Raw genomic sequence first — 26,108 nt, forward strand, 5'->3', positions numbered from 1 at the left:
ACTGCTAGCTGCTGCCTTCTACCGTTCTCAAAAGTTACTCGCTAGCCTAGCTTCTCCCTACACGCTTTGGCAGTAGCATTTCGGAAACTGAAACGAAAACGTAAAAGAACACTTCTTTAAGCCGTAGCGGGGTGCTACAAAACGAGGGAGTAGCCATGCTCAGTCGTTTAACTTCGCTTTATAGGGATGCACCCAGTCCCCACGGCTCGAAGCTAATGGCTCCACTTTTTGAAAACTTAGATTGTTTGACGAATTAAGCCACAGCAGGTTGCAAATCCTTCCAGTTTCTTCAGCCCAAAAACCTGCCGCTGTGCCCCTAAAATTTAGCCAGCAACTCCAGCACGGCTTTAGGCATTAATTGATCTTTAAACCAGACAACTCGTGCGGAAAGGTCGCTGCTTTTAACGCCTGCCTTTTCCAGATTTAACCGTTCTGAGATTGCCAAAATCAGATCATCGCGCCCTGATTGGCGTACCTGAGAGAACTTCTTCTTGAGATAGTCAGGTCGCCAATAGCCTACGATTTCGAGCAGAAACGTGCGCCCATCCGGATGCACGAGGCGAAAATCGGGAATCATCACGCTGCCAGGAATGGGGATTAGATCGACTTCTCGTTCAAGCTGCCACTCGGTTTTTGCTTTTGACCACCGATCGACAAAACCAGCTTCCAGCATACTGTCATAGGTTTTACCGGGGGGGTAGTGCGTTACTAAGTCGCAGTCTGCGTTGAGGGTAAAGCGTCCCGATCGCAGTTCGCCAGAATACGTCTCTCGCTGTTGCAGAGTGGCGCTAAGGCTCCATTTGGTCACGTGCAATAAGGCTGGCAGCATCATTGCTAGCTTTAGCCCATAGCGTGTATTTGGTTTGAAAAGGCTAGTGGGACCATCGATCGTCAGCGTAAAGCCATGATCCGCGTCACCTTCAATGTAAGTCATTAGGCGAAACAGCTTGAGATAGCGAAACAGCAGCTTGTATTCGCCAGGATCATTACGATGCGCGTTAATAGTGACGTGGCTGGCGCGATAGAAAATACCTTGCACTTGCGACAGATTATAACGATGCAGTAATGCTTCTGCTGTTGGTGCTTCAAAGCTGGTCAAAATTTGGTTTTCGGTCAGGTCGGCATACAGTCCCGTTTGAATATGTGCGGGCAAAACATCCTGCCCTAGCTCTTGAGTAAGGCTTGCAGCAAGCTGCTCCAGCGTTACTTGTGTGGCTGTAGAGCCGCCTGCTCGTTGTGCTGAGAGCGCAAAGACTCGCTGGCGCAACATGAGAGGGTCAAGCGGACTAATCGTTTCAAAACGACTAAAGGTATCACTGGTCAGCAAATGAGCAAGACCACGCTTAATCCGGTAGTCAGTACTTTCGCCTTCTAACGCTTGCAGTTGCTGATTGAGTGCGCCTCTGGTGCCAGCTTTAGCATTCTGAAAAAGGGTGATCACGTCATTGGCGATCGCCAGATTTGGTGCCGCGATCGTCAACCGTTTGGGTACAATTTCCTCGCCACTATAACGATGAATGAGCAAATCGGTTGGTAACATCCGCAGGTTTTATACCCTTAGGGGCATGAACAGTAAAGAACTACTACCCAAGTTAGATACCGAAACGTAGAGACTGGTATTAACTTTTATATAGTTTAGCTGAACGGTTTTTGCAGCCTGGCTAAGAACTAGCCTTGCTGGCTGCACACTTAGGCGAAGCTGAAGCTGTAAACGGCAGTCGCCCAACTGTCGGCGAGAAGGCGTTTACTGCTTCTTCTGACTATCCGTTCATAAGCGTTGTCAATTGCGGGTTTCAAATATATAGGTTGTCAAGATCAAAGTTAAACAGACAGCTTTAGACAAATCACTTTAAACAACTGCTCCTAAGTGACTGGCTCTTATTAGTAGGCTCTCAACGAATTATGGTAGCAACTCCTCCGTCAGGCTCTCGCACTCAGTACGAAACGGATGACAACCAAGAAAAAGCCGTATCGCTAGTCTCGGAAGCCCGTCAAGACACCGAAATTGATCTGGAATTTCTTTACACTCGCGATATTGAGTTCCGTCAAGAAACGCTCTACTTCATAGTGGTCGATCGCTTTCACGATGGCGATCCTGAAAACAACGAAGGACCCAACCCAGAGCTTTTTGATCCTGAACGGCAAGACTGGGGCAAATATTGGGGCGGTGATTTACAAGGCATCATTGACAAGCTTGATTACCTTAAAAATTTAGGTGTGACCGCGCTCTGGTTAACGCCTTTGTTTGAGCAGGTGGAAGCGCTCTTCGTAGACAACGCTGCCATGCATGGCTACTGGACGCGAGACTTCAAGCGCCTCAACCCACGCTACATCGGCAAGGGCGAAGACCCGTCATTGAACCGCACTCAAGAGCAAAAAAACACAACCTTCGATCGCCTCATTGAAGAGCTACACAAGCGCAACATGAAGCTGATCCTTGACATCGTTTGCAACCACAGCAACCCCGACTTCAGTGGCAAAAAGGGCGAACTTTATGATGATGGTGTCAAGATTGCTGACTTTAACGATGACAAAAACGGTTGGTATCACCACTATGGCGAAGTCACTGACTGGGAAGACGAGTGGCAAGTCCAAAACTGTGAACTGTCTGGGCTAGCTACCTTTAACGAAAACAACAGCGACTATCGCGCTTATATCAAAGCAGCCATTAAGCAGTGGCTTGATCGCGGGGTCGATGCCCTGCGTATCGATACCGTTAAACATATGCCCATCTGGTTCTGGCAGGAGTTCAATGCTGATATCCAGAGTTATCGACCGGATGTCTTTACTTTTGGCGAGTGGATTTATAATCATCCCTCGGACGATCGCTCCGTTGAATATGCCAATCAGTCTGGCATGACGCTGCTTGACTTTGGCTTATGTGTTGCCATCCGCGCCGCACTGGGACAAGGAGCCGAAGGTGGGTTTCATCTGGTTCAAGAGATCTTTGACTTGGATTACCGCTACTTCAGGGCAAACGAGTTAGTCACGTTTGTCGGCAACCACGATATGCCTCGGTTTCAGTCCTTAAATGCTGATCCAGACATACTGAGGGTAGCCATTACGCTGATTATGACCAGTCGTGGCATTCCTTGCATTTATTACGGCACAGAACAGTATCTCCACGACGATACCAACGGGGGTAATGATCCCTACAACCGTCCCATGATGACGCAGTGGGACACTGATACTGAAATGTATCGCTTGATCCGCTTACTCTCTGGTCTGCGTCGTTTGAATCCTGCTGTGTCCATGGGAGGGCACTGGCAAAAGCACCTTGAACCTGATGTGTATTGCTATGCCAGACGGTATCGCGACTCCATTTGTTTTGTCGCGCTCAACCGGGGTGAGACTGCAACGATCGCCAACGTTGAGACGGAATTACCAGATGGTGAGCATACCTGCGTCCTGACCCGCAATAAGTTTGAGGTGAGTCATGGCAAGATTCACAACCTGGAGATTCCCACCCGCAGCGCGATCGTCATCAGCCATGTCGGTGAACGGGTTAAAGGTCAAACGATCGTGCGTGTGCAGCTTAACGGTGTCCAGACCCAACCCGGCGAAACGATCGTCGTTACAGGTGACTGTCCTGAACTGGGCAATTGGGATATTTCTAAGGCGTACCCGCTGGAATACATCAACACCAACACCTGGTTTACTGAAATTCCTTTTAATGAAAGCGTTGGCAAAATGGTCACTTATAAGTACGCCATGTGGCGCGATGGTCATGCACCACTACGTGAAAATTTAGTCGCTCGTCGCTGGGTCATTGCAAACGAAGGAACCGTTAAATGGCGTGATGTGTGGGCATCAGGGGTCGAGTTTTGAACTGTAGCCAGCGTTTCTGGGTTTACCGCTTACTTAAATATTGCAGTTGCTCGACAGATCACCCGGTTAGGTGACGCTAGTGGATGAAGTAATAGTGAACCACTTGCCCGTAAGGTGAGTCCAAGCTAACGACGTTGTAAGGTAAGTCCAAGCTAACGACGTTACTTTGTTGTGCTAAAAATTATCTCTGTTCAGACAGTTTCGGTCTCAAAGTCTTGTCACACGGTTCTTTAACTATGCTTTTAGTTCGCGTCCGTATAGTACACTCCTGAAGTTAGGATGACTTTACTTTTTAAAACAAGATGGCTTTGCCAATTTGATCAGTAAGCGGCTATTCTGCATAAGGTTGCTCCTCGACCGATGCCATCCAAAAGTTTTTCGACTGCAAGCTAGCAAGAAACGTATGCAACTTTCTCATCATTTGTTCGTTATGGGTGTGGGAGTTCTAGTTGCTCTCAGTGGTATGCCACCGGGTTTATCAGAGCCAGCTCCTAATCAAGATCGGGCTGCTTCTAAAAGCGATAAACCACAGCCAATGTCACTAGCAGAAACGACAGTTTCCTCAGAGTCAGCTAGCCACAGTCCACCTAAACCTACTGCGGCTAAACCAGCGCCGTCTAAAGTGGTGGTCGCTCCAGTTGTACCCAAGACAATCAGCACTAGAGGCAGTGCCCCTACGAAAGACAGTACCCCTGCAATTAGCCAGCAGCCTGCGATCGCACAAACCGCAACGGTGACCAAGGTTAAGCAGCCTGCGATCGCGCAAGCCACTCCCTCACCAGCGCCTAACCTTGCACCAGCGCCTGGTGGTACTCCCTCACCAGCGCCCACCCTTCCACCAGTGCCTGGTGGCATCACGCAGCCTCCGCTTTCAACCCCAGATCCAGGTCCTTCGCGACCATTGGGCCCTGCCAAACCTGGTAAGGCACCCGACTACCTAAACCCAGATCCAAACCCGCTGAGTTTTCCCACTAAGCCAGAGGAAGTAAGACTTCGAGGTATTCAGCCGATTACCCTGCAACAGGCGATCGAGCTAGCACAGCGCAACAATCGCAGCCTTCAAGTTAGCCGCTTACAGTTGGAACGCAGCAGAGCGGCGTTACGAGAGTCTCAAGCAGCGAACTTCCCAACCTTGAGCGCACAAACTAGCTTAGGTCGTTCTCAATCAGCCAGCGGTGGTGGTCAGAATAACAATGCGTTGTCACAACTGCTGGGTCGTCAAACCAACACCGACAACCCAGTTAACAATACCTTTAGTGCCTCAGCAACGCTAAGTTATGACATTTTCACCTCGGGTCGTCGTCCAGCAACGATTCGAGCCGCTGAGAGGCAGCTACGATCGGATGAACTTCAGGTCGAAATTAATCAAGAGCAATTGCGGTTTGACGTTGCAGGCGATTACTACAACTTGCAGCAGAACGATGAAGCTGTTCGCATTCAGCAAGCCTCAGTACGAAATAATGAAGCCAGTTTGCGCGATACATTGGCATTAGAACGCGCAGGGCTAGGCACTCGTTTTGATGTCTTACAGTCTCAAGTGCAGTTAGCGAACGCGCGCCAGAACCTTACGAACGCGATCGCACAACAGCAGATCTCTCGACGACAGCTCGCACAACGGTTAAGCCTTTCACCCGCGATCGACCTGGCAGCGGCTGACCCAGTGGATGTTGCCGGTGAGTGGAATCTGTCTCTGGAGGAAAGCATTGTCTTAGCGCTGAAAAATCGTGCCGAGCTAGAGCAACAGCTTGTGCAGCGAGAGCAGGCGCAGCAGCAGCGCCGAGCCGCACTGGCAGCTCTGAGACCAACCGTGACCGCGGAAGCACAGTATTCGCTTGCCGATAACTTAAGTGACAACATTCGTATTGGTGATGGCTACGCTTTCCAGCTAGGAGCAAACTGGACAATTTTTGATGGCGGTGCAGCGGTTGCTCGGGCACGGCAGGCAGAAGCAAATATTGCGATCGCAGAACAGACGTTTGCCGATCAAAGTAATCAAGTACGCTTTGCCGTTGAGCAAGGCTATGCCAATTTGCTCTCTAATTTTGAAAATATTGGCACTACAACTCAAGCCCTGGGGCAAGCGCAGGAAGCATTACGTCTAGCGCGCCTACGCTTCCAGGCTGGGGTTGGTACTTCCACTGATGTAATCAATGCTGAAAACGCTTTAACTAACGCCGAGGGTAACCGGGTAAACGCCGTCATTGGCTATAACCGATCGCTGTCATCACTCCAGCGGGCTGTGACCAATCTACCGATCGCTACTGGTGCCACAACTCCAAGTCTTGCTTCACCGGGCGGCAGAACGCCTTCTAATCCATCTGTTCCGAGCACATCTAGCCCAAATACAACACCAACGCCAACGACAACACCAACACCTGACAGCTCTACTCCTAATTCGTCTCCCCCTGCTACCCAAACGCCTTGATTTTTCTGCTTTTGTTAGACTGGGCTGCAATCTTACTTTGTCCTACCCTTTCGGTTTGTTAGACACAAGGATTTCACAATGACTCCGCACGTCACCGCTGCCCGTTTGCTCCATGATGCTTCTCGTCGATTGCTCTTAAGCCGAAGCCTCAGCGTTCTTGGCACCGTTGCCGTTCTGAGTGGCGGTACTGTATGGGCACAGTCCATCGACACGCTATCAGAACCTGCACCTGAGCAGCAGGCTCCGTCACCAGCTTTAGAAGTACCTTCGCTGAATGCTCCCAGCGCCGATCTCTCGATCGAGCCTGCTGCCCCCGAAGCTTTTCCCACCCGTGAAACTCCTTTGGATCTAGACCGTGCGATCGCGCCATCGTCCTCTGGCGCAGCAAGTGGTGCTGATGATCAGTACATTGATTCAACCAGCTATAGCATTGGGGCAACTGAGCGCAGTAGTGATATTGCCAAGCGCTCTCCACTGCTGCCAGGCGTCACGTCGTCATCATCACCGTTAAGTGTTGGCTCTGCGGCAATCAGTGATTACAGTGTTACGCCTGGTCGTACCACGCCATCAGTAAGGGACTACTACTATCGCACGTTACGACCCCCCGCTATGCTAGGTAACGGCAACATTCGGCTAGTGTTTCCCCTTTCCATCCCAGCGCCAATCACTTCACTGTTTGGCTGGCGGTTGCACCCCGTCTCAGGTGAACAACGCTTCCACGCTGGTACCGACTTAGGCGCACCAATGGGCACCCCTGTGTTGGCTGCTTACGCTGGGAAGGTCGCGCTTGCAGATTTTATGGGCGGCTATGGTTTGGCAGTGGCGATCGACCACAATCAGGGCACTCAGCAAACGCTCTACGGGCATCTCTCCGAGATCTTTGTCAAGCCTGGCGAGGTTGTGAAGCAAGGTATGGTGATTGGACGAGTCGGCAGCACAGGCGTCTCGACTGGACCACACCTTCATTTTGAGTTTCGCCAGCTTACCACTGAAGGCTGGGTCACTCTAGACCCCGGTGCACAGCTTGAATATGCCTTGGCACAATTCGTTAAATCGTTTGATTTTGCTCAAGCTAAACCCGGAGAAGTGCTTGGCTTGGGTGGTAGCCTTGGTGCCGTGAATGTAGGCGCAAAAGGTGATATTACAGTGCAAACAGAAGAGCTAAAGAAACTGAGCCGTGAGGTGGCGGTGAAGGGGCAAGGATGAAGGCAAACGGTAAACGTTGAGCAGAGCGATCGTGATGAACCATGATCCAGATCGGGGTGATTATCTGAAGCAGGTTGAGCGAGCGATCGCGACTTTGCAGCATGATCTGCCAACGTTGTTTGAGCGTGACATCTCCTACGACATCTACAGCCGCGACATCGACTTTCGCGATCCGGTTAATCAGTTTAAAGGCAAGTTCAACTACCGCATTATCTTTTGGACACTGCGGTTTCATGGTCGGCTCTTTTTCACAGAGCTTGCTTTTGATTTGCAAAACGTGGAGGCAACCAACCAGACGACCATTCGCGCTGATTGGACAGTACGGGGTACACTGCGAGTACCCTGGAAGGCAAAGCTGTTCTTCAACGGCTACTCCCTCTACACCCTTGACCAGGATGCCTTAATTTGTGAACACGTAGATACCTGGGATCGCTCCCCTGGCGCGATTTTGCAGCAGTTTGTGCAGAAGGGTTAAGGGCGCCCTGTAAACAGTCAAGGGTCAGACGCGTTCTACGTCTGACCCTTGACTGTTTAAGCAATGTCACGTTTAAAGGCTGTTTGCCAAACGTTTTAGGCTGCTGATTGTTCTCACTGAATAGGCAGCTTTAACCAGGTTGAAAGCTCGTATGCCAGCCAGTCCGCTTCTGGAACGGTAAGCGGTGGATAACTCTTGAGTTCGTACTCTTGTGTGCCAGCCCAAAGAGCCAGATAGGGTTCAGCATTATTTTGGGCGCTTTCTGCCTTGCGGTACTCCAATCGGCTGATTTGCTTTCGCGGCGCGGTCAGAGGTCTACCAGTTTGAAAACCCAGGCGCTTTTGAGAGAGAGAAATCTGCTGCTGATCAATATGAAGATGCGCTTGCCCCAAGAGTGAGGGCATGAAAATTTCTAAGTGAGTTGCATCTTGGGTCAGAGAAATTTTAGTCTCAGTGGGTTTTGCAATTGGTGCGATCATTGGCGATCGTCGTCCGCCTTGTTCTAGAGCGGCTAGCGCTTCTTGTGCTGAGCGTACCCGTTGCTCCAGATTTGGATTGGTCAACCAGCCCAGCCAGTCTGCATAGGCTGGACTAAGGTTGGCAATTTTTTCAAAGTCAAGTTTCGTACCTTTATGCGGCAGACTCGATGGATGAGCACCAGCCAGCATCGCTGTCAAAGTTGCGCCCAAGCTGTAGAGGTCGGACGCTGGGATCGCCCGCCCACTGAACTGTTCGGGCGGCATATAACCATAGGTGCCAACCACCGTAAAAGCACTCGTATCGCCAGTACCAGTCAAGGACTTAACGGAGCCAAAGTCCACAAGATAGACCTGACGGTTTGCTAGCAAAATGTTACTGGGCTTGATGTCTCGATGCACGATCGGCGGTTGTTGCCCATGTAAGTAGATCAGAATGTTGAGCAGCGCTTTGGCAAGTTGCTTTGTTTCTGCTTCGGTAAAAAGCCGTTGCTCTTGCAGGCACTGCTCCAGCGATTTACCTGGAACGTAGGTCTGAATAAGGGCAAGCGCTTTATCGTTAGGCAGTTGGTGTTCAAAAAAGCCTAAGTAGCGAGGAATAGACGGGTGCGAAAGCGCTTTGAGGATTTCGACCTCGCGCTCGAAAAGTTTCAAGTCATCCCACTCCAGCGCATCATCCAAAAACAATAGTTTGATGACTACACGCTCTTGTGTTTTTAGATCTCGGGCAAGCAAGGTCCAGCGTCCAGTTTGTTTGCCAATTTGCCGCTCTACTTCGTAGCGATCGCCCAATATTTGACCAGCCATCGTCTGTTACCAGTGTCTCTAGGTTTGGTTATAACTCTGGCGACAAGAAACAGCAATGCGATTATTACGGTTGTGCAACGTCTGTGCGGCAATCTATCAATGTTGCCTCCAGCACAACGCTGAGTTGCACACGCTAAAGCATGCCCTTTGCCGACTTATACAACTTATACAATGGATTAACTTGCCCTTTTCCCTCCGGTGTCATCCTATCACCCAATTTCCGCCGAAACCGCTACTATTGCAAGTAGCAAGAGAGGAACCACCGATGTCTCCAGACATGGCAATTGAGGCTGACGTGTCGCCAGATATCAGCAAGCTGGCGATCGATGACAATATCTCTGTGGATCATCTCATTTCTGAAAAGCAGCAGCGACTGTTGACTGAACCGCTGCATAGCAATCCGTCTGTCTTTGGTACGCGGACATTTTTATTGGCAGCGAATGTGGGGGTATTTTACGCAGCGCGTCAGCCACCTTTGGTTCCCGATGTTTTCTTGAGTTTAGATGTGGAAGTGCCACAGGACTGGCGTGAGAAGAAAAACCGCACCTATTTTGTCTGGGAGCTTGGCAAACCGCCCGATGTCGTGATTGAAACTGTGTCTAACAAAGAAGGTAACGAGTTAGGTAGCAAACTTGATCGCTATGCTCGGATGAGCGTAGCTTACTACATTGGGTTTGAGCCGCTCCAGCAGTTAGGTGATTATGTGTTGCGATCGTTTGAGCAATGGGCAGGGCGCTATCAAGAAATGTCTGGCACCTGGTTAGAGGCGATCGGCATTGGTTTAACACTTTGGGATGGCAAGTTTGAAGGCAAGGACGATCGCTGGTTGCGCTGGTGTACGGCTGAAGGCGCTGTCATTTCAACTGGAGCCGAAAATGCAAACCAGGAGCGGCAACGCGCAGAACGTGCTGAGGCAAAGGTCGCTCAATTGGCAGAGCGACTGCGGGCAATGGGGCTTGACCCTGATGCGTAGGTAACGGTTGATGGCTCGCACTCCTACACTGTCCTACGATCGCGGCACTCTCATTCTGCATCCACCACCACGCGGCAAAGAGTGGTTGGACTTCGCTGCATGGGACGATCGCGTTGAGCGTTTTCGCATTCCAGCGATGCAGTATCGCAATCTGGTGTTGGCATTACGGGCAGCAGGCACCGAGTTAGACGATCAGGCAAAAGCTTTTCACGACGTTGAGCTGATCCCAAAGCTGGAAATGGAGCCTTATCCGCATCAGCAAGAAGCTTTAACAGCATGGGTTGGTGCTGGACGCATGGGGCTAGTGGTGCTACCGACTGCCGCAGGTAAAACGTATCTGGCGCAGATGGCAATGCAGGCAACCAAACGCAGCACGCTAATCATGGTGCCAACGCTAGACCTAATGCATCAATGGTATGCCCACCTTGTGGCAGCGTTTCCTGATGTCGAGATTGGGTTGTTGGGTGGCGGCTCCAGAGATCGAACGCCCATTTTGGTCTCGACGTATGACAGTGCGGCGATTCATGCCGAAACATTAGGCAATCAATATGCGCTGCTCATTTTTGATGAGTGTCACCATCTGCCCAGTGATTTCAATCGTGTGATTGCTGAGTATGCGATCGCCCCTTACCGTCTAGGTCTTACTGCCACGCCCGATCGTGCTGACGGCAAGCATGAAGACTTGCACACTCTCATTGGTGCAGAGGTGTATCGCAAAAGCGCTGAGGAGCTAGCAGGCAATACCCTGGCGAAACATAAGGCAGTGCAAATTATGGTGCGGCTGTCGCAAAATGAGCGCGATCGCTACGATGAACTGATCCATCTACGAAACCAGTTTTTGCAGGAGGCGAAGATCTTCCTCGGTTCAGTTCAAGGATGGCAGCGGTTTGTGCAGGCGAGCGCTCGTTCTAAAGCGGGACGACGGGCAATGCTGGCGCATCGAGAAGCACGAGCAATCGCCTTTGGCACCGAAGGCAAATTGCGCGTTCTGGCAGATCTGCTGGCAACCCATTATCCTGATCGCACCCTGATTTTTACAGACGACAATGCGACGGTATACCGCATTTCTCAGGAGTTTTTGATCCCTGCCATCACGCATCAAACGGGTGTCAAAGAACGGCACGATATCCTGACTAAGTTCAAAACAGGCGACTATCGAACACTGGTTGCGTCTCGGGTACTGAATGAAGGCGTGGATGTACCTGATGCAAGTGTGGCGATCGTCCTCTCAGGTACAGGCTCTACTCGTGAACACATTCAACGTCTGGGACGGGTGCTCCGCAAGGGCAAAACCCCTGACAAACTAGCGATGCTGTATGAAGTTGTGGCAGAAGACACCAATGAAGAAAATGTCTCCCGTCGCCGTCGAGGGCAGCCTACCCTTACCAAAGCTCAACAGCAGCTAGAGTTAGTGCCTCCATCACTGTATGCTGTGAGTCCAACAACAATGCCCCTTGCTGCTGAACCGTTGCCAGAATGGGACATGAAGTTGCCAGAAACGCAAGAGTGATGCAGGAGTCGATCGCCAAATTGATTGGCTAAGGCTAAGGGCTGTAGAGGGGCTTGGATACCGCTTTCTGGCTTTTAGCTCCTGAAGCTTAAGGACTGCCGCTGCAAGTCAGATTAGTCAGTAACCGAGCGTCATGCCATAAAAAGTATTTTCTGCTTTCGCTAAAATACGTCTGAAAGCAGAGTCTTCATTCCCCCTGCTGATCAATTGGAGCGATCGACTGATCAGTGGTAGTGAGGCAAGATCTGAAGTTTTTTGTAATAATGAGGGCACCCAACTGACATACGTTTTATGACTTTATTATTTAACTGTATAAATATTGTGTGGTTTCCAACAAATGTTCTAACGTGAGCGCTAGTCGGTTTTACGTTAACTAATAAGCTGCATACCTTATAGATATTCTTGACTCATAAATGCTTTAACACAGAGATGTTTTAAGTTCGTTTAACTACCTTTAAAGGCTGTTCTGCTTGAAAGCTTCGTAAAGAATGGTCCTGTAGCATTGTCAGGCAATCCTGACAACTACAGGTTGCTGCTTTGTGTGCTGAATAATGTCATTGAGAAATGATATTACGCCTTTTTGTTAACGACTTTAAAACAAGTTGTTACAATTAGTCATTCATTTATTTCTTACAAATTTTAGGTCTTTAGTTTTTATGCCTTATGCAACGAGCCGTCTTTCTATTTTTGTAGACGGAAACAATATGTTCTATGCTCAACAAAAAAACGGTTGGTTTTTCGATCCGAAGCGAGTACTGGAGCATTTTACCAGTGACCCAGATGTAAACCTGATTAATGCCTTTTGGTATACCGGTCTAAAAGATCCTCAGGATCAACGCGGTTTTCGGGATGCTCTCATTAGCTTAGGGTATACGGTGAGAACCAAGATTTTGAAGGAATACTACGATGATAATTCTGGCCGTTACTCGCAAAAAGCAAATTTAGATATTGAAATCGTCGTTGATATGTTCAACACGGTTGAACAGTACAATCGGGTAATCTTGTTTAGCGGCGATGGCGATTTTGAACGAGCGATCGAACTCCTGCGCTCCAAAAATACCCATATCACAGTTGTTTCTACTGAAGGCATGATCGCCCGCGAACTGCGTAATGTGACTGATCGCTACATTGACCTGAACGCAATTCGCAAGGAAATTGAGAAATCAGATTACTAAGGGAATCAGACTACTAAGAAAAAGAGAGGGTGTAGAGCGTCAACTCAATTGGAGCATAAGACCTAATAACAGGTGCTTCTTGCGAAAACAGTCTGCGTCCAGGCGAAATTTTCGACTTGAAGTACAAGATACTACAGCTTGAAGTGCGGAATGTGGACTTCGCCCTCTAGAATAGTGATATTGTCGCTTGCATGACAGCAGGAATCTCTACTTATGGAAACACCCTCTCAACCCAGTCACGATCGCATCATTATTTTCGACACCACACTCCGAGACGGCGAACAGGCTCCTGGTGCGGCGCTTAACATTAACGAAAAACTGACGATCGCGCGCCAACTTGCACGACTGGGTGTGGATGTGATTGAAGCTGGGTTTCCTTACTCTAGCCCTGGCGACTTTGAAGCCGTGCAGAAAATTGCGGAAGTCGTTGGCGTAGAGGGTGGTCCCATCATCTGTGGCTTGGCACGAACCACACATAACGACATCAAAGCGGCTGCTGATGCCCTGAAACCCGCCGCACGTTCCAGAATTCATACCTTTATTGCAACTTCAGACATTCATTTGCAGTACAAGCTGAAGAAATCACGTGCTGAGGTGCTGTCGATCGCAGGTGAAATGGTTGCTTATGCTAAGTCCCTCACAAATGATGTGGAATTTTCGCCCGAAGATGCGGGACGTTCTGACCCAGAGTTTCTCTATGAAGTGCTGGAACGGGCGATCGCGGCCGGTGCAACGACTGTCAACATTCCCGATACCGTCGGTTACACGACGCCTGCAGAATTTGGCGCGTTGATTCGCGGCATTAAAGAGAATGTGCCCAATATTGATCAGGCAATTATTTCCGTGCATGGGCACAACGATTTGGGATTGGCAGTTGCAAACTTTTTGGAAGCAGTGAAGAACGGTGCTCGGCAGCTCGAATGCACCATCAACGGCATTGGCGAACGGGCAGGCAATGCGGCGCTGGAAGAATTGGTGATGGGTCTGCACGTCCGGCGGCAGTACTTCAATCCTTTCTTGGGTCGTCCGGTTAATTCAGAAGCACCGCTCACTAATATTGATACGCGGCAAATTTACAAGACCTCGCGGTTGGTGTCGAACCTGACGGGAATGCTGGTGCAGCCGAACAAGGCGATCGTCGGTGCCAATGCGTTTGCCCATGAATCTGGCATTCACCAGGATGGTGTGCTGAAAAATCGGTTGACCTACGAAATCATGGATGCTCAGTCCATTGGGCTGACTGATAACCAGATTGTGTTGGGCAAACTGTCGGGACGCAATGCCTTTCGATCGCGCCTCAAAGAATTGGGTTTTGACCTCGCTGATCAAGAGCTCAACAAAGCGTTTGTTCGATTTAAGGAACTGGCAGACAAGAAAAAAGAAGTGACGGATTGGGATCTGGAGGCGATCGTCAACGACGAAATTCAGCAGGCTCCTGAACTGTTTCGCCTCGAACTGGTGCAGGTCTCCTGCGGCGATCGTGCTCATCCCACCGCGACGGTAGCCATCCGTACTCCTGATGGTCAGGAACTGACGGATGCGGCAACTGGCACGGGACCTGTCGATGCCGTTTACAAAGCGATCAATCGGGTGGTGAATGTGCCCAATGAATTGATCGAGTTCTCAGTGCAGTCCGTAACTGCTGGCATTGATGCGATCGGTGAAGTCACTATTCGCCTTCGCCAGAACGAGCGTATTTTCGCTGGACACTCCGCCAACACTGACATCATCGTGGCATCAGCACAGGCATACGTGAACGCGCTGAATCGTCTCTATGCCTCAATGCAGCGGCAAGAGGAAGCAGGTAAGGTGGCGATCGCTGTCGAGAGCTAGGAACGGGCAGCAGATTGGTCGCAGAGAGGTAGAGGTATTCTCTACCTCTCTGCGATGCAAATTAATTGCTTTACCGCTATTTGAAAATGTATCAGTAATAGTCAAATCAAATGTTTAAAGATCTTAGGAGAAATCTTAGATTGTGGGGGAGTCTTTTGTCATCGCTAACTTTGGTAAGGAGCAGTTCCTAAATCCCTGGAGGATTCCATCTAGCGAAAGATTTCCTTCTATATTGAACAACTCTTACATGTCCACATCTATTGCCTGGTTAGTTTGTGGCTCTAACAACTCTTGGTATAGCCGAGTAAAAGAACGAGGTTTTTATATCAAAGAATATATGGGTAGCTGGTATGGCAATAAGTTGGACATAGTTGGCAGTCAGAGTGAAGAAGATTTGTATCGTGCTATTCAGAGCGAATTCGAAGACATCACAATTGAAGTTTTTGCGATGTTGTTAGAAGGACAACAAGACTGGCTTGAAGAACTAATAGAGGAAGCTAGAAAGTCTTCCTATTACTTTGAGCCATTGGCAGAGGTAGGGTTATTAGAACACTGCTCTCGGCACATCACGTTTGAGATTGTCGGTCATTTCGGCAACGACTGGAAAGAGACATACTATAAAAACAAACGTTATTAGTGAAGGTTCCAATATCTAGTTAGGATTGAGAGGTGATTTGGAAACAGGTATGAGAGCGTTTACCGCGATCGTTAAGCAAGATTCTAAAACAAAACTGCTCTGCCGATAGCTTCCCTAGTGCCCATTCCTAGAGCGATTTGGAAGATAAACAAGCTGCAATAATCTCTACCTGAAACCTGGCTTCATTAGTTTGCCAAATAGATTTCTCGATTCGCGGTTTCTTGTGCTTTTTTCATTGCTTGCGGTAGCGGTTGTTCACCCAACAAAGCACTAACAAATTGATTATTAAAATTCATGCGAATGGTTGGTAGATTTTCGCCTGATTGCCAGATCGTTGCGTAACCTGCACCTCTTACAAAGGGAGCATATAAAGGTTTTTTGTCGTAGCCTAAGCTGGCTAGAACCGATCGACGAGTTGGTAGTGCCAATCCTTGCCTTGCCCAGGCATTCATGCCTTTAGTACCCGTCAGGTAAGCGATTAATTTCCATGCAGCTTTCTTATGTTGAGTTTTGCGATTCATGACATAAGCAACGGTAAAAGCCATTGTGCCTGCTTTACCATTAATGGTAGGTACTTCTGCTGTGGCAAACTCAATATCTGGAAAGGTTTCTTTGAAGTATGGCAATGCCCAGACCCCTTCAATGGTCATGGCAACTCTCCCCTGCCCTAGCATCTCGCTGCCTGATGTTGCGCCTACATCAGTTGGTTGGGCAGACGTACGATCGTCATGATACTGGTCAATCACTAATTGCAACCCTTTCAAACTGTTAGATTCGGCAAAGGTAGCATAGCCGTTTTGACCTATAAGCTGACCATTAAACGCTTTAATCACGAAGGCTTGTCGGGCTAGCTCAGGCATAATGCCAAAACCGTATTGATCAATCTTGCCATCACGATCGCGATCAACAGTGAGCCTTTTAGAAGTAGCTAAGAGTTCATCCCAGGTTTGAGGTGGCTGCGAGATATTAGCAGCAGCCAACGCTTTTTTATTATAAATTAATGCCAAAGTTGAGAAGTCTTTGGGCAATCCATACAGCTTACCGTTATGCCTAAACGCTCTCACCATAGATGGTTCAAAATCAGCAAGATTGAAGGCTGGCGTAATGTAAGAGTTTAATGGTTCTAGCACATTTGATTTCATCAATAAAGGTGCTTCAAACGCATCAAGATAAAAAACATCGGGCGCGACGTCACCAATTAAACGAGTTTTAATGACATCCATATACTCGCTGTTGATGACTTCATGCTTAACTTTTATAGTAGGATTTTGTGCTTCAAAAGCTCGAATGACTTGATCTAAAAGCTTTTTCTCATTGGGGTTACTTTGCCACCCGCTTAACGTGATAGTGACGGGTAATACCTGTGGTTCGTGCAGTGATGCTATCGGTTGATTACGACAACTTGTTAAGGCGATCGCCATCCATACTAAACCACTTAAACCAACTCGCTTTAACCTAAAATCCATAGCCATAGCTCACCGATCGCGTGCTTCAACCACCCTCTTTCTCATCTATAGCGCGATACTCTGACATTGTGAACAGGTAAGCGTTCCCTAATGAAAGGAGGCATTGATTAGTGCTGCTGCACTTAAGGAGCTGCCATACAGTCAGTGGCTGGGGACGATCGCCCTATTTGGCAAGGGAATCAAACTCTTTATTAACTCGCATTAAGCTTGAGTCGGATGACTAAAGTTTGCCTTACTTATGACTTTTGAAGGCGCTGTATTTATATCTCGACGAGTCCTTGCTCAATCTGGGCGAATGTAGATTTGCGTGACGTAAAAAGCACCACGCTCCCCTCTTGCCACACCAACGCCTGTCAACCGATACTCACGCCCTTCAATACTGGGACGATGAGCGGGGCTTCTGAGCCAACCTTGCACAACGCGTTTAGCAGTCTCGCGGTGGGTGAACATATAGGCAACATTTTCAGAAATTCTGCGGCTGGGGACAAGGCGATCGAGTGCCAGCACGCGCTGCCGAAAGTTGCTATGTCCAAACGGAATGCGTCGATCTGCCATGTTTTGACTGTGCGATCGGGCAGCAACGCTGATGCGTGTATCCAGTCGCAGTGGTGCAAGACCTAGTGTGGCTCGATGTTGGTTAATCTGTTCGTAAACAGCGTGTTCTAGCGCTGGAATCGATGGTTCAGCCGCTTCCGTAGTCGGAAGGACTTGAGGCGTTGGCTGCGATCGCCGAAACAAGGCTGGCACTTGTTCTGCTACAGCGCTGATGGCAATTACGGTTGGTAAACTGCTCAGCGCCATTAAACCCAACACTTGCATGAACCGGGCTGCAACCATAAAGATGTTAAGTCTGATCAATACTCTCTGTTTACAGACAAAATCAGCGATCGATTGTTCCCTAGCGCAAAAGACTCACGGGGTGCAATGCTCTTGCTTCGCTGGGTGCTGTCAACTTACCTAAGGGAAGAGATAAAGTACTGGATCATGCTGTCTAACCCTGTTCATGTTTGCTCGCAGTCGTTTCCTCGTCAAAATGTTCAGCGATTGCGTCTGGCTCTACTACACCGTCCCTCTAAGCGACTGAGACATTGAAAAGATGCTGCTCTAGTGTGGGGTTGCAGTGATGAGAAGGAGCCTACGTTACTCCTGTCTGAGTTATCGTCAAAGAAGGAATGAAGTGACTAAGCTCCTTTAAACATCGCACCCGAAGCAGCAAGCTTATGGACAGCCAAAACAGCCAGAATACGGTTGAGCCAAAACGCCAAGGGGCAACTTCAGACGATACAGGCTCGCATCCAGATGGTTCGCACAATTCACAGCCCCCCCAGCGCGTTCGCCTCATCATGAATCCGGTGTCGGGTGATGATGAGCCCAACCCGATGAAGCTGCCAGACATCATCGCCGCTATGGAAGCAGAAGGAATTCGCGCTGACCTTGTGTTTACCAGTCCAGATGAATCTCCTGCTTTGATTGCCCAACGGGCAGTGGAAGAAGGGTATGACATGGTTGTAGTGGGAGGAGGAGATGGTACTGTAAGCGAAGTGGCTAATGGACTGCTCCACGCCCCGATTCCGCTGGGTATTGTACCGATCGGCACGTACAACAATATTGCTCGTAGTCTTAACTTGCCGACGGATGTTGCTGAAGCGTGTCAAGTTCTGGCACGGGGTCAAGTGAAGCACATGGATGTGGGTCAGGCAAACAACGAGCATTACTTTTTTGAAGCAGCAGGTGTAGGACTGGATGCTGCCCTCTTCCCGTTAGGCGAAGAAATTAAAGGCGGGCGGTGGGGGCGGATGGTGCAAGCGGCTCAGTTGGCAGTGGGCTACAAACCACAGTGGCTGCAAATGCAATTTGACCGCTCCATTGCCGAAGCGCGTGAGCGACCCACCTCAAGGCTGCGCTTTTTGCGACGACGAGTAGAGCCAGTTCAGCGCAAGTTGCAGTGTTCAGCACTGCTTGTTGTGATTGCCAACGGACCTTACTATGGCACTGGCTTCACTGTTGCTCCCGATGCCGTCATTGATGATGGGCTGCTGACCATTAGCATCTATCGCAACTTCAGCAAGTGGGAACTGATACGTCACTTCTGGTCGATCAGCCGAGGACAATATCACTACAGCCCTAAAATTGAAACTTACCGCGTTGCTGAAGTGCGGTTAACATCCAGGGCGGCGTTACCAGTGCATATTGATGGGCATCCGCTGGGAACGCTGCCAGTCACACTTAAGGTTGTGGCGCAGGCACTCAAAGTTATGGTTCCTGCTACAGATACTCCAACGTACAAGCGCAAAGATGACCTCAACCCACCGATCGCTCTGCCTGTTGCTAAGGCAGATGAATTTGAGGACGAATAAGAGCCATTCACTTAGAAGCATAAAAACACATTTGAAAACTGCGTCTCAACTGAACCACTGCTCGTATTGAAACAAGACTCAAATGGAGTGTTTTATCATGCGCGATCACTGGACGCTATAGCAAAAGGATGAAGGACGAAGGATAAGGGATGAATCGACGCCTTTGCTCAAAGGCAGTTCCAAGGTTTATGTCTGTCCTAAGGCTCTCTTCGACTGCCATAACAAACAAAAAAGCCTTTATGACTGGTTCCTGGCAGTGTGCAGACGATCGCTAAGCCGCCAAAAAAATATCATTTCTCTTGTAGCGGCAGCAGAATGGCAAACGTTGTGCCTTGTCCAATTTCTGAAAACACCTTAATTTCTCCTCGATGCTTTTCAATAATTTGATAGCAAATAGAGAGTCCCAGTCCTGTGCCTTTACCAATCGATTTTGTTGTGAAAAAAGGATCAAAAAGCTTCGCTTGAACATTCGGTGAAATGCCGGGACCGTTATCACTAATCTGAATAGAAACGTGATGCTGACCGTCTTGCCCTGTGCGAATGGTGATACTAGGGGCTAAGGTCTGGTCATTAAAAACTGAGGCTTGAGCGTTGTCTAGACTGCCTGCTGTAGCCGTCGCCTGGTGTTCTTCTAGTGCGTCGATCGCGTTTGCAATCAAATTCATGAATACCTGATTAAGCTGGGCTGGATAGCATTCTACCAATGGCAAAGTCCCATAGTCCTTAATCAGATGAATGCCTTGCTTCAGACGATTATTGAGGATTAGCAGTGTATTTTCGATGCCTTCGTGAATATCAACGGGTTTCATTTCGGCTTCGTCCAGACGAGAAAAATTGCGCAATGACAAGACAATTTGCCGAATGCGTTCAGTTCCCATTTGCATAGAGGCAAAGAGCTTAGGCAGATCTTCCTCAATAAAATCTAGGTCGATCGCCTCAACATAGGTTTGCACTGCCGCCGTTGGCTGTAGGTCTTGTTGCCGATAAAGTTGAATCAACCCCAATAAATTCTGGGAGTATTCATCAGCGTGTTTGAGATTTCCGTGAATGAAATTGATAGGATTGTTAACTTCATGGGCAATACCAGCTACTAGCTGACCCAAGCTAGACATTTTCTCACTTTGAATCAATTGTGATTGAGTTTGTCTAAGTTCTTGCAGTGCTTCAGTTAAATCTTGCGTACGCTCCTCAACCCGCTTTTCCATTGTGTGACGAGCTTGTTCTAAGGCACTAGTGTATTCTCCAACCCACTGCACTAATTGATTCAATGAAGTTGCCAGTGATCCTACTTCATCCTGTGTGCTAATTGGGCTTTGCAACTTAAAGTTGGACTCTTGAACTACTGCTTTTGCAAATCTGGTCACAGCTTGAAGCGGGCGGACGATCGCGCGTGAAGTAATTACCGCTAGCATTACTGCCATGACAACAGAGAGCAGCATACTGCCTACGACAATTTTCATCCGCAGTGCTTCAGCTTGTGCCATCTGAGCGATCGCTTGCTCATGTTGCGCTTCAGCAGCAGCTTTAAGTCGAGTCAAGCTCTCTGTTAAGCGGTCTAGTTCAATGTTGGTTTTGCTGGAAGAGGGGTTTCTTAATGACGCTAAAAGCTGTTGTTGTGCGGCGGCTATTTCTGTTGCTGTTAAATCTGTAGGCTGCAACTGCTGCCACAGAACTTCTGTCAATTGCCGATATGCCTCAATATTAACTGCATAACCTTTTGCTAAGTCCTTTGATGCCTGGGCATCAATTGCTAAGGCAGCGGCATGTTGGTCGGTGAAAGACTCAAATTCGACTAGCAGGGCTTTTACCTGACTCATTGAACCCAGAAACCTGGTTTTTTCATAGTCAAACCAGACTGATTCTCCCAACACCCCCATCAGCCGTTGCGGATGAATCCGAATCAGATTAACTGTGTTCTCTAGCTCACTCAAAAGGTGTTGCTGCTGGTTTGTAAGTGCCTGCTGTTGCTGGGCTTTTCCCTGATAGTAATCTCCGGTCACTAACCCAATGGTTGTTCCCAAGACGGCTATACCAATTGATAAAGCATAGCCAGCACTGATTTTGTGGGCAATGCTCCAATGTTGGCTCAGTTGTTTGAGTAAAGGCGTTTGTTGAGTGTGCTTGATGGAGAAAAGCGCAGAAGGGCTGTCCGCTTTTTTTACAAAATGTTGAATTGCTTGAAAGAGCATGGAAAGCTAGCCTTATAAATTGTTGCAGGCAGCGAAATTGGTATGTAAGCAAGATGATAAAAAGTTGCTCGATTAAGAAACAGAGTTGCCCTGTCCAATGGCTTTATAAACATCACGAATCATGTTGTAGTTGGTGTCATTCACCTGCACCATCTTTGCACCCTCAAACTTGTTGCCATCTGCAAGGGCGATCGCTTTCAATATCTGGTTCTGATTTTGCAATAATCGCTGCTGAATTTGCTCCACAAAAGCTGGATCGAGCTGGCTGCTTGCCACAAATGGATCAGCAGGTAAGGTAGGACCCTTAGCAAGAATCGGAAAGTCCTTTTCAGACAGCCCGTTGGACTGAAGAAACTTGTCATAGCGGCTGACCGAGCCACCCCAAGCAGCAACGGTGCCTTTCTGAAGTGCAGGTAATCCTTGCTTTTTCAACAACTGAATTTTGAGGTCTGTTTTGGGATCTAAACCGGCATCAATCAATAGTTTGGTTGGTCCTAAGTGACCGCTAGTTGAACCAACGTCCCACATGGCGATCGTCTTACCACCTTTTAACTCTGCAACCGATTGAATCCCGCTGCCTAGTTTTGTTGCAATGACACAGTAATATTTCTGACGCTCGATCGCTACGATTGGAATAGCATTCGTTCTAGCACGCATCACAACATATTCTGATGGGCCTGTAAACACCAAATCAACCTGATTAAGCTGAAGTGCGGCAGCAGCAGCAATGTAGCTTTCTACCGAAAAAAACTCAATTTTCTTCTCTAAAACTTCCTCTAAGAGAGTTCGCAAGGCTCCATAGTCTTTCTGCAAATCCTCAAGCCCTTTCACATCTGATACTGCAAAGCGCAGTTTCTCCGGTTGGTTTGTCGTTTTTGATGTAGAAGCTTGCTTGGTTGAGGTGCTCGTGGCGGTCGTACAACCTGCAACAACTAATAAGCTAGCCCAGAGGAAATGACGACGTTTCATAGTTTTGACTGAGAGGAAATGACGACGTTTCATAGTTTTGGCCGTTGCAATACACCTACAAAGTGCCCAAACTTTGCTGTTGATCAGCAACAGGATAGCTGAAAAAAGTGGAAACCAGCGTTCTAAAGCGCACTTTCCAAGGTTGTGTCGCAAAAAACGGTCAATGGATAAGTGGGATTGCCTAAACCTTTGCACCTGATTTGCCGTAGCTACCCCTTCTCTGTACTCTGCGGGAAGCAAGCTACAAATGGCGACACTTTTTGCCTGAGATCATCCTGCTGAATAGGTGATGTTGCCGCTAATCCTTGAGCGATCGAGCTTTAGAGGTAATGATGTTCGAGCATGGGGTGGTGGAGCACTCGACAAGCAAGCGCTGGGTACTGAAGCACACACTTGGCTAATGCTTCGACGTTACTTGCAGCCGACCTACAACTCCTAAAGGGTTGACGGAAAGCAAGAGCGGCGTTTCAAGACAAGTTGAAACGCCGCTCTCATGTTGTTGCTGGCTTGCACCCGCACTTAGAATCGCCCTAGGTTTGCGTAGCCTCGACCGATGATCACCCGATCATCGGTCGAAATTAGGCTTAGAAACTCCTTGCAGAGCTTTTCGCTTGGACTGAGCGGAGGTCATAGCGATCGAGGTTCATCACCTTGTCCCATGCCGCTGCAAAGTCATTCACAAATTTTTGCTGCGAGTCCACAGCGCCGTAGACTTCTGCAAGAGCGCGGAGCTGAGAGTTTGAGCCGAAGATAAGGTCAACACGAGTAGCCGTCCACTTGGGCTCGCCGGTTTTGCGATCGCTCCCCTCAAATATATACTCCGCTTCAGAGGTCGCCTTCCACGTCGTGCCTAGGTCGAGCAAGTTCACGAAGAAGTCGTTGGTCAACGTCTCTGGTCGATGGGTAAAAACGCCGTGTTTAGACCCTCCAAAGTTCGCACCCAAAACGCGCAAGCCGCCTACGAGAGCCGTCATTTGAGGGGCTGTTAGGTTTAGCAATTGTGCCCGATCGACCAGCAACTCTTCGAGCGATTCGCTGTGTTTGCCGCTCGTGTAGTTGCGGAACCCGTCGGCAGTCGGCTCTAGTGGAGCAAAGGATTCCACATCCGTTTTCTCTTGCAACGCATCTGTGCGTCCCGGCTTGAAGGGAACTGTCACGTCGTGACCCGCGTTCTTCGCCGCTTGCTCAATGGCAGCGCAACCGCCCAGAACGATCAAGTCGGCGATCGAAACCCGCTTTCCGCCAGACTGCGAGTTGTTGAACTCCTGTTGAATTCCCTCCAGGGTTTGCAGCACTGTCGCCAACTGCTCTGGTTGGTTGACTTCCCAATCCTTTTGCGGCGCGAGGCGGATGCGCGCCCCGTTCGCTCCACCGCGCATGTCAGAGCAGCGGAAGGTCACTGCCGATGCCCAGGCGGTCGAAACCAGTTGAGAAACAGACAGACCCGAAGCCAGAATCTTGGCTTTGAGAGCGGCGATGTCCTGCTCATCAATCAATTCATGATCGACAGCGGGGATGGGATCTTGCCACAGGAACTCTTCTTGAGGAACCTCTGCGCCAAGGTAGCGCGATCGAGGACCCATGTCACGGTGCGTCAGCTTGAACCACGCCTTGGCAAACTGCTCGGCAAACTCATCCGGGTTATCGTGGTAGCGCTTCGCGATCGAGTTGTAGATGGGATCCATCTTCATCGCCATGTCTGCCGTCGTCATCATGGGGGCGTGCCGTCTTGATGGATCGTGTGCATCAGGCACCGTACCCGCACCAGCGTCGCCCTTAGGCTTCCATTGCCATGCGCCAGCGGGGCTTTTCGTCAGTTCCCAGTCATATTTGAACAGGTTTTCAAAGTAGTTGTTATCCCACCGCGTTGGATTGGTAGTCCATGCGCCTTCGATACCGCTGGTGATCGCATCGACACCGACACCCGTGTTGAAGGCGTTCTTCCAACCAAGACCCTGATCGATGACAGTGGCACCTCCAGGATCAGGACCGACGTGCGTCGTTTCGCCCGCACCATGACACTTCCCAAAGGTGTGTCCACCAGCAGTGAGTGCGACGGTTTCCTCATCATTCATCGCCATCCGACCAAAGGTTTCGCGAATATCGCGCCCTGATCCAATCGGATCAGGCTCACCGTCTGGTCCTTCTGGGTTTACATAGATCAGTCCCATCTGAACAGCAGCGAGAGGATTCAGGAGCACCCGATCTTCTTCATACCGTTCATTACCGAGCCAAGCTTTCTCAGAACCCCAGTAGATGTCTTCCTCTGGTGCCCAAACATCTACGCGTCCGCCAGCAAAGCCGATCGTCTTGAAGCCCATCGACTCCAAGGCACAGTTGCCAGCAAAGACCATGAGGTCAGCCCACGAGATTTTCTTGCCGTATTTCTGTTTGACTGGCCAAAGCAACATCCGTGCCTTGTCGAGGTTGGCATTGTCGGGCCAACTGTTGAGAGGCTCAAACCGCTGGCTACCTGAGCCCGCCCCACCGCGACCATCGCCAATCCGATACGTGCCAGCGCTGTGCCACGCCATCCGAATGAAGAGTGGTCCATAGTGACCGTAATCAGCTGGCCACCAGTCTTGGGAGGTGGTCATCAGCTCATAGATATCTGCCCTCAGGGCAGCTAAATCGAGGCTCTTGAACTCCTCAGCGTAGTTGAACGCCTCACCCATAGGATTGGATTGGGGTGAATGTTGGTGAAGGACGTTCAGATGCAAATAATTCGGCCACCAATCTCGGTTCGCTGGCTTGTGACGAGGCTCAGATTTCTGACCGCCGCCTGCAAAAGGGCATCCGCTTCCGCTGCTCATGGTATCTCCTATGAAGTGTTGTGGTGGGGCTTTTGACGTTGCAGGTATTGCAAACAAATAGCGCACCAATAACTATTGGGATAATCCATGAGAAATATAATCGACAAGAAATATAAACAACGTTAGGGTTTGAAACAATTGGTTATACTACAGCCCAAAAGTGAGCCTGTACGCTCTCTGGTCGAGCGTAGCGGCTTTCCACAAAGCTCGCATGATGCTGAGGCACTTCTAGGTCTAACGACAGCGACAGTTGGCACAGCCGTCGGACTTTACGCAATCTGATGCAAGGTAATAATTACTTTGGGAGAGCGCTAATAAGCAGCGGGACAGGTGAGACTGAGAAACAAAGGGTGGCAAAAGAGAGACTGAGAAGGACGATCGCCCTGTTCCATCATCTATTGGTTTATAGCCTGTGCGATCGCCGCCAGCGATTCATCACACCAGGCTACCCACTCTTCCTGATAGCGAATACCACGACGAATAATGAGATGCATGTAGATGTCTTTCAGTTCTAGTGAATCAAGATGTTTGGCAAAATGCTCATCTAGTTTTTTGACGTGTTCCACCATTTTCAGGTGTAGCTGCCGTCGTCGTTCAATTTCGCGAATGACGACCTGAGGAGAAACTAGATGACCCGCCAACCCCATTACTCCTAAATCTTCACGAATGGCACTGGGTTCACAGGGTTGTGTGAGCCAGTTGAGCAGTTCTTGCTGCCCCTGCTCTGTGATGGAATAAATTTTTTTATCAAGCCGTCCCGCTTGGGGAATCGCCTCATAGCTAACGCTGCCCTGCTGTTCTAGCTTAGTTAGTTCGGCATAAACCTGCTGCTGACTCGCTTTCCAAAAGCAACTGCCAAACCCTTCAGCAAACTCTTTAGCAACGTCATAGCCGCTCAGAGGGTGACGAGAGAGAAATGCCAGGATCGTGTGCTTGAGTGCCATAACTAAAAATCTGCTTGACGAATGC

General features: G+C 49.2%; 19 protein-coding genes. 11 read left to right on the top strand and 8 right to left on the bottom strand.

Annotated elements, in window-relative coordinates:
* Positions 1 to 316: 316 nt before the first annotated feature.
* On the bottom strand, positions 317 to 1,540 hold the full coding sequence (locus tag H6F76_RS26720) for a DUF790 family protein (RefSeq protein ID WP_190512848.1): 1,224 nt from the start codon (positions 1,538 to 1,540) through the stop codon (positions 317 to 319).
* Between the two features lie 362 nt (positions 1,541 to 1,902).
* On the opposite strand from H6F76_RS26720, the gene H6F76_RS26725 reads away from it, so the two are divergent.
* The 4 genes from H6F76_RS26725 to H6F76_RS26740 all read left to right on the top strand — a co-directional run bounded on the left by H6F76_RS26725 (position 1,903) and on the right by H6F76_RS26740 (position 7,934).
* Positions 1,903 to 3,828 carry an alpha-amylase family glycosyl hydrolase gene (locus tag H6F76_RS26725; RefSeq protein WP_190446411.1) on the top strand — a complete coding sequence of 642 codons (1,926 nt, stop codon included), beginning with the start codon at positions 1,903 to 1,905 and terminating at the stop codon, positions 3,826 to 3,828.
* A gap of 403 nt (positions 3,829 to 4,231) precedes the next feature.
* Positions 4,232 to 6,253, top strand: a complete 2,022-nt coding sequence (locus tag H6F76_RS26730) for a TolC family protein (RefSeq protein WP_199322494.1) — start codon at positions 4,232 to 4,234, stop codon at positions 6,251 to 6,253.
* A gap of 78 nt (positions 6,254 to 6,331) precedes the next feature.
* Positions 6,332 to 7,459, top strand: coding sequence for a M23 family metallopeptidase (locus tag H6F76_RS26735; RefSeq protein WP_190512849.1), 1,128 nt, complete (start codon positions 6,332 to 6,334; stop codon positions 7,457 to 7,459).
* A gap of 34 nt (positions 7,460 to 7,493) precedes the next feature.
* Positions 7,494 to 7,934, top strand: a complete 441-nt coding sequence (locus H6F76_RS26740; protein WP_190512852.1) for a DUF2358 domain-containing protein — start codon at positions 7,494 to 7,496, stop codon at positions 7,932 to 7,934.
* Positions 7,935 to 8,047: 113 nt separating this feature from the next.
* Here the strand turns inward: H6F76_RS26740 and H6F76_RS26745 are convergent, their stop codons facing one another.
* Complete coding sequence (locus tag H6F76_RS26745) at positions 8,048 to 9,217, bottom strand: serine/threonine-protein kinase (RefSeq protein WP_190512853.1); 1,170 nt, start codon at positions 9,215 to 9,217, stop codon at positions 8,048 to 8,050.
* Positions 9,218 to 9,482: 265 nt separating this feature from the next.
* Between H6F76_RS26745 and H6F76_RS26750 the strand changes: the two genes are divergently transcribed.
* The 5 genes from H6F76_RS26750 to H6F76_RS26770 all read left to right on the top strand — a co-directional run bounded on the left by H6F76_RS26750 (position 9,483) and on the right by H6F76_RS26770 (position 15,345).
* The gene (locus H6F76_RS26750) at positions 9,483 to 10,190 is read left to right on the top strand and encodes a Uma2 family endonuclease (RefSeq protein ID WP_190512856.1); all 708 of its coding nucleotides are present in this window, start codon (positions 9,483 to 9,485) and stop codon (positions 10,188 to 10,190) included.
* Positions 10,191 to 10,200: 10 nt separating this feature from the next.
* Positions 10,201 to 11,700: a DEAD/DEAH box helicase family protein gene (locus tag H6F76_RS26755; protein WP_190512858.1), complete on the top strand. Its 1,500-nt coding sequence runs from the start codon at positions 10,201 to 10,203 to the stop codon at positions 11,698 to 11,700.
* 656 nt (positions 11,701 to 12,356) lie between these two features.
* Positions 12,357 to 12,875 (top strand): NYN domain-containing protein, encoded by a 519-nt coding sequence (locus H6F76_RS26760; protein ID WP_190446417.1) that lies wholly within the window; start codon positions 12,357 to 12,359, stop codon positions 12,873 to 12,875.
* A 213-nt stretch (positions 12,876 to 13,088) separates the two neighbouring features.
* Positions 13,089 to 14,708 carry a 2-isopropylmalate synthase gene (locus H6F76_RS26765; RefSeq protein ID WP_190512860.1) on the top strand — a complete coding sequence of 540 codons (1,620 nt, stop codon included), beginning with the start codon at positions 13,089 to 13,091 and terminating at the stop codon, positions 14,706 to 14,708.
* A 247-nt stretch (positions 14,709 to 14,955) separates the two neighbouring features.
* Positions 14,956 to 15,345 carry a hypothetical protein gene (locus H6F76_RS26770; protein ID WP_190512862.1) on the top strand — a complete coding sequence of 130 codons (390 nt, stop codon included), beginning with the start codon at positions 14,956 to 14,958 and terminating at the stop codon, positions 15,343 to 15,345.
* Positions 15,346 to 15,530: 185 nt separating this feature from the next.
* On the opposite strand, the gene H6F76_RS26775 is transcribed toward H6F76_RS26770, so the two are convergent.
* Positions 15,531 to 16,811, bottom strand: coding sequence for an ABC transporter substrate-binding protein (locus tag H6F76_RS26775; protein WP_190512865.1), 1,281 nt, complete (start codon positions 16,809 to 16,811; stop codon positions 15,531 to 15,533).
* 282 nt (positions 16,812 to 17,093) lie between these two features.
* Positions 17,094 to 17,648 carry a CAP domain-containing protein gene (locus tag H6F76_RS26780; protein ID WP_190512867.1) on the bottom strand — a complete coding sequence of 185 codons (555 nt, stop codon included), beginning with the start codon at positions 17,646 to 17,648 and terminating at the stop codon, positions 17,094 to 17,096.
* 383 nt (positions 17,649 to 18,031) lie between these two features.
* Here H6F76_RS26780 and H6F76_RS26785 point away from each other — a divergent pair, with 383 nt between their 5' ends.
* A complete protein-coding gene (locus tag H6F76_RS26785) occupies positions 18,032 to 19,168 on the top strand; it encodes a diacylglycerol kinase family protein (RefSeq protein ID WP_199322497.1) in 1,137 nt (378 codons plus the stop codon).
* A gap of 290 nt (positions 19,169 to 19,458) precedes the next feature.
* Here H6F76_RS26785 and H6F76_RS26790 read toward each other — a convergent pair whose 3' ends face one another.
* Both H6F76_RS26790 and phnD read right to left on the bottom strand, forming a co-directional pair.
* Positions 19,459 to 21,357, bottom strand: coding sequence for an ATP-binding protein (locus H6F76_RS26790; protein ID WP_190512869.1), 1,899 nt, complete (start codon positions 21,355 to 21,357; stop codon positions 19,459 to 19,461).
* 72 nt (positions 21,358 to 21,429) lie between these two features.
* Entirely contained in the window at positions 21,430 to 22,326 is an 897-nt protein-coding gene (phnD, locus tag H6F76_RS26795; protein ID WP_190512871.1) for a phosphate/phosphite/phosphonate ABC transporter substrate-binding protein, read from the bottom strand.
* A 289-nt stretch (positions 22,327 to 22,615) separates the two neighbouring features.
* Between phnD and H6F76_RS26800 the strand changes: the two genes are divergently transcribed.
* Positions 22,616 to 22,765, top strand: a complete 150-nt coding sequence (locus H6F76_RS26800; protein ID WP_190512873.1) for a hypothetical protein — start codon at positions 22,616 to 22,618, stop codon at positions 22,763 to 22,765.
* A 145-nt stretch (positions 22,766 to 22,910) separates the two neighbouring features.
* Here the strand turns inward: H6F76_RS26800 and katG are convergent, their stop codons facing one another.
* Together katG and H6F76_RS26810 are read right to left on the bottom strand one after the other, a co-directional pair.
* Positions 22,911 to 25,139 carry a catalase/peroxidase HPI gene (gene katG / locus H6F76_RS26805; RefSeq protein WP_190512874.1) on the bottom strand — a complete coding sequence of 743 codons (2,229 nt, stop codon included), beginning with the start codon at positions 25,137 to 25,139 and terminating at the stop codon, positions 22,911 to 22,913.
* Between the two features lie 395 nt (positions 25,140 to 25,534).
* On the bottom strand, positions 25,535 to 26,083 hold the full coding sequence (locus tag H6F76_RS26810; protein WP_190512876.1) for a PadR family transcriptional regulator: 549 nt from the start codon (positions 26,081 to 26,083) through the stop codon (positions 25,535 to 25,537).
* Positions 26,084 to 26,108 lie beyond the last annotated feature (25 nt).

It is taken from the genome of Leptolyngbya sp. FACHB-321, from assembly GCF_014695975.1.
Taxonomy (GTDB): domain Bacteria; phylum Cyanobacteriota; class Cyanobacteriia; order Leptolyngbyales; family Leptolyngbyaceae; genus Stenomitos.

Excerpts from the sequence above, each read along its gene's own strand:
- H6F76_RS26810 (WP_190512876.1), bottom strand. The coding sequence starts at position 26,083 with ATGGCACTCAAGCACACGATCCTGGCATTTCTCTCTCGTCACCCTCTG.
- H6F76_RS26750 (WP_190512856.1), top strand. The coding sequence starts at position 9,483 with ATGTCTCCAGACATGGCAATTGAGGCTGACGTGTCGCCAGATATCAGC.
- H6F76_RS26745 (WP_190512853.1), bottom strand. The coding sequence starts at position 9,217 with ATGGCTGGTCAAATATTGGGCGATCGCTACGAAGTAGAGCGGCAAATT.
- H6F76_RS26790 (WP_190512869.1), bottom strand. The coding sequence starts at position 21,357 with ATGCTCTTTCAAGCAATTCAACATTTTGTAAAAAAAGCGGACAGCCCT.
- H6F76_RS26775 (WP_190512865.1), bottom strand. The coding sequence starts at position 16,811 with ATGGATTTTAGGTTAAAGCGAGTTGGTTTAAGTGGTTTAGTATGGATG.
- H6F76_RS26765 (WP_190512860.1), top strand. The coding sequence starts at position 13,089 with ATGGAAACACCCTCTCAACCCAGTCACGATCGCATCATTATTTTCGAC.
- phnD (WP_190512871.1), bottom strand. The coding sequence starts at position 22,326 with ATGAAACGTCGTCATTTCCTCTGGGCTAGCTTATTAGTTGTTGCAGGT.
- H6F76_RS26735 (WP_190512849.1), top strand. The coding sequence starts at position 6,332 with ATGACTCCGCACGTCACCGCTGCCCGTTTGCTCCATGATGCTTCTCGT.
- H6F76_RS26730 (WP_199322494.1), top strand. The coding sequence starts at position 4,232 with ATGCAACTTTCTCATCATTTGTTCGTTATGGGTGTGGGAGTTCTAGTT.
- H6F76_RS26800 (WP_190512873.1), top strand. The coding sequence starts at position 22,616 with ATGTTGCCGCTAATCCTTGAGCGATCGAGCTTTAGAGGTAATGATGTT.
- H6F76_RS26760 (WP_190446417.1), top strand. The coding sequence starts at position 12,357 with ATGCCTTATGCAACGAGCCGTCTTTCTATTTTTGTAGACGGAAACAAT.
- H6F76_RS26725 (WP_190446411.1), top strand. The coding sequence starts at position 1,903 with ATGGTAGCAACTCCTCCGTCAGGCTCTCGCACTCAGTACGAAACGGAT.
- H6F76_RS26720 (WP_190512848.1), bottom strand. The coding sequence starts at position 1,540 with ATGTTACCAACCGATTTGCTCATTCATCGTTATAGTGGCGAGGAAATT.
- H6F76_RS26755 (WP_190512858.1), top strand. The coding sequence starts at position 10,201 with ATGGCTCGCACTCCTACACTGTCCTACGATCGCGGCACTCTCATTCTG.
- H6F76_RS26785 (WP_199322497.1), top strand. The coding sequence starts at position 18,032 with ATGGACAGCCAAAACAGCCAGAATACGGTTGAGCCAAAACGCCAAGGG.
- H6F76_RS26780 (WP_190512867.1), bottom strand. The coding sequence starts at position 17,648 with ATGGTTGCAGCCCGGTTCATGCAAGTGTTGGGTTTAATGGCGCTGAGC.
- H6F76_RS26770 (WP_190512862.1), top strand. The coding sequence starts at position 14,956 with ATGTCCACATCTATTGCCTGGTTAGTTTGTGGCTCTAACAACTCTTGG.
- H6F76_RS26740 (WP_190512852.1), top strand. The coding sequence starts at position 7,494 with ATGAACCATGATCCAGATCGGGGTGATTATCTGAAGCAGGTTGAGCGA.
- katG (WP_190512874.1), bottom strand. The coding sequence starts at position 25,139 with ATGAGCAGCGGAAGCGGATGCCCTTTTGCAGGCGGCGGTCAGAAATCT.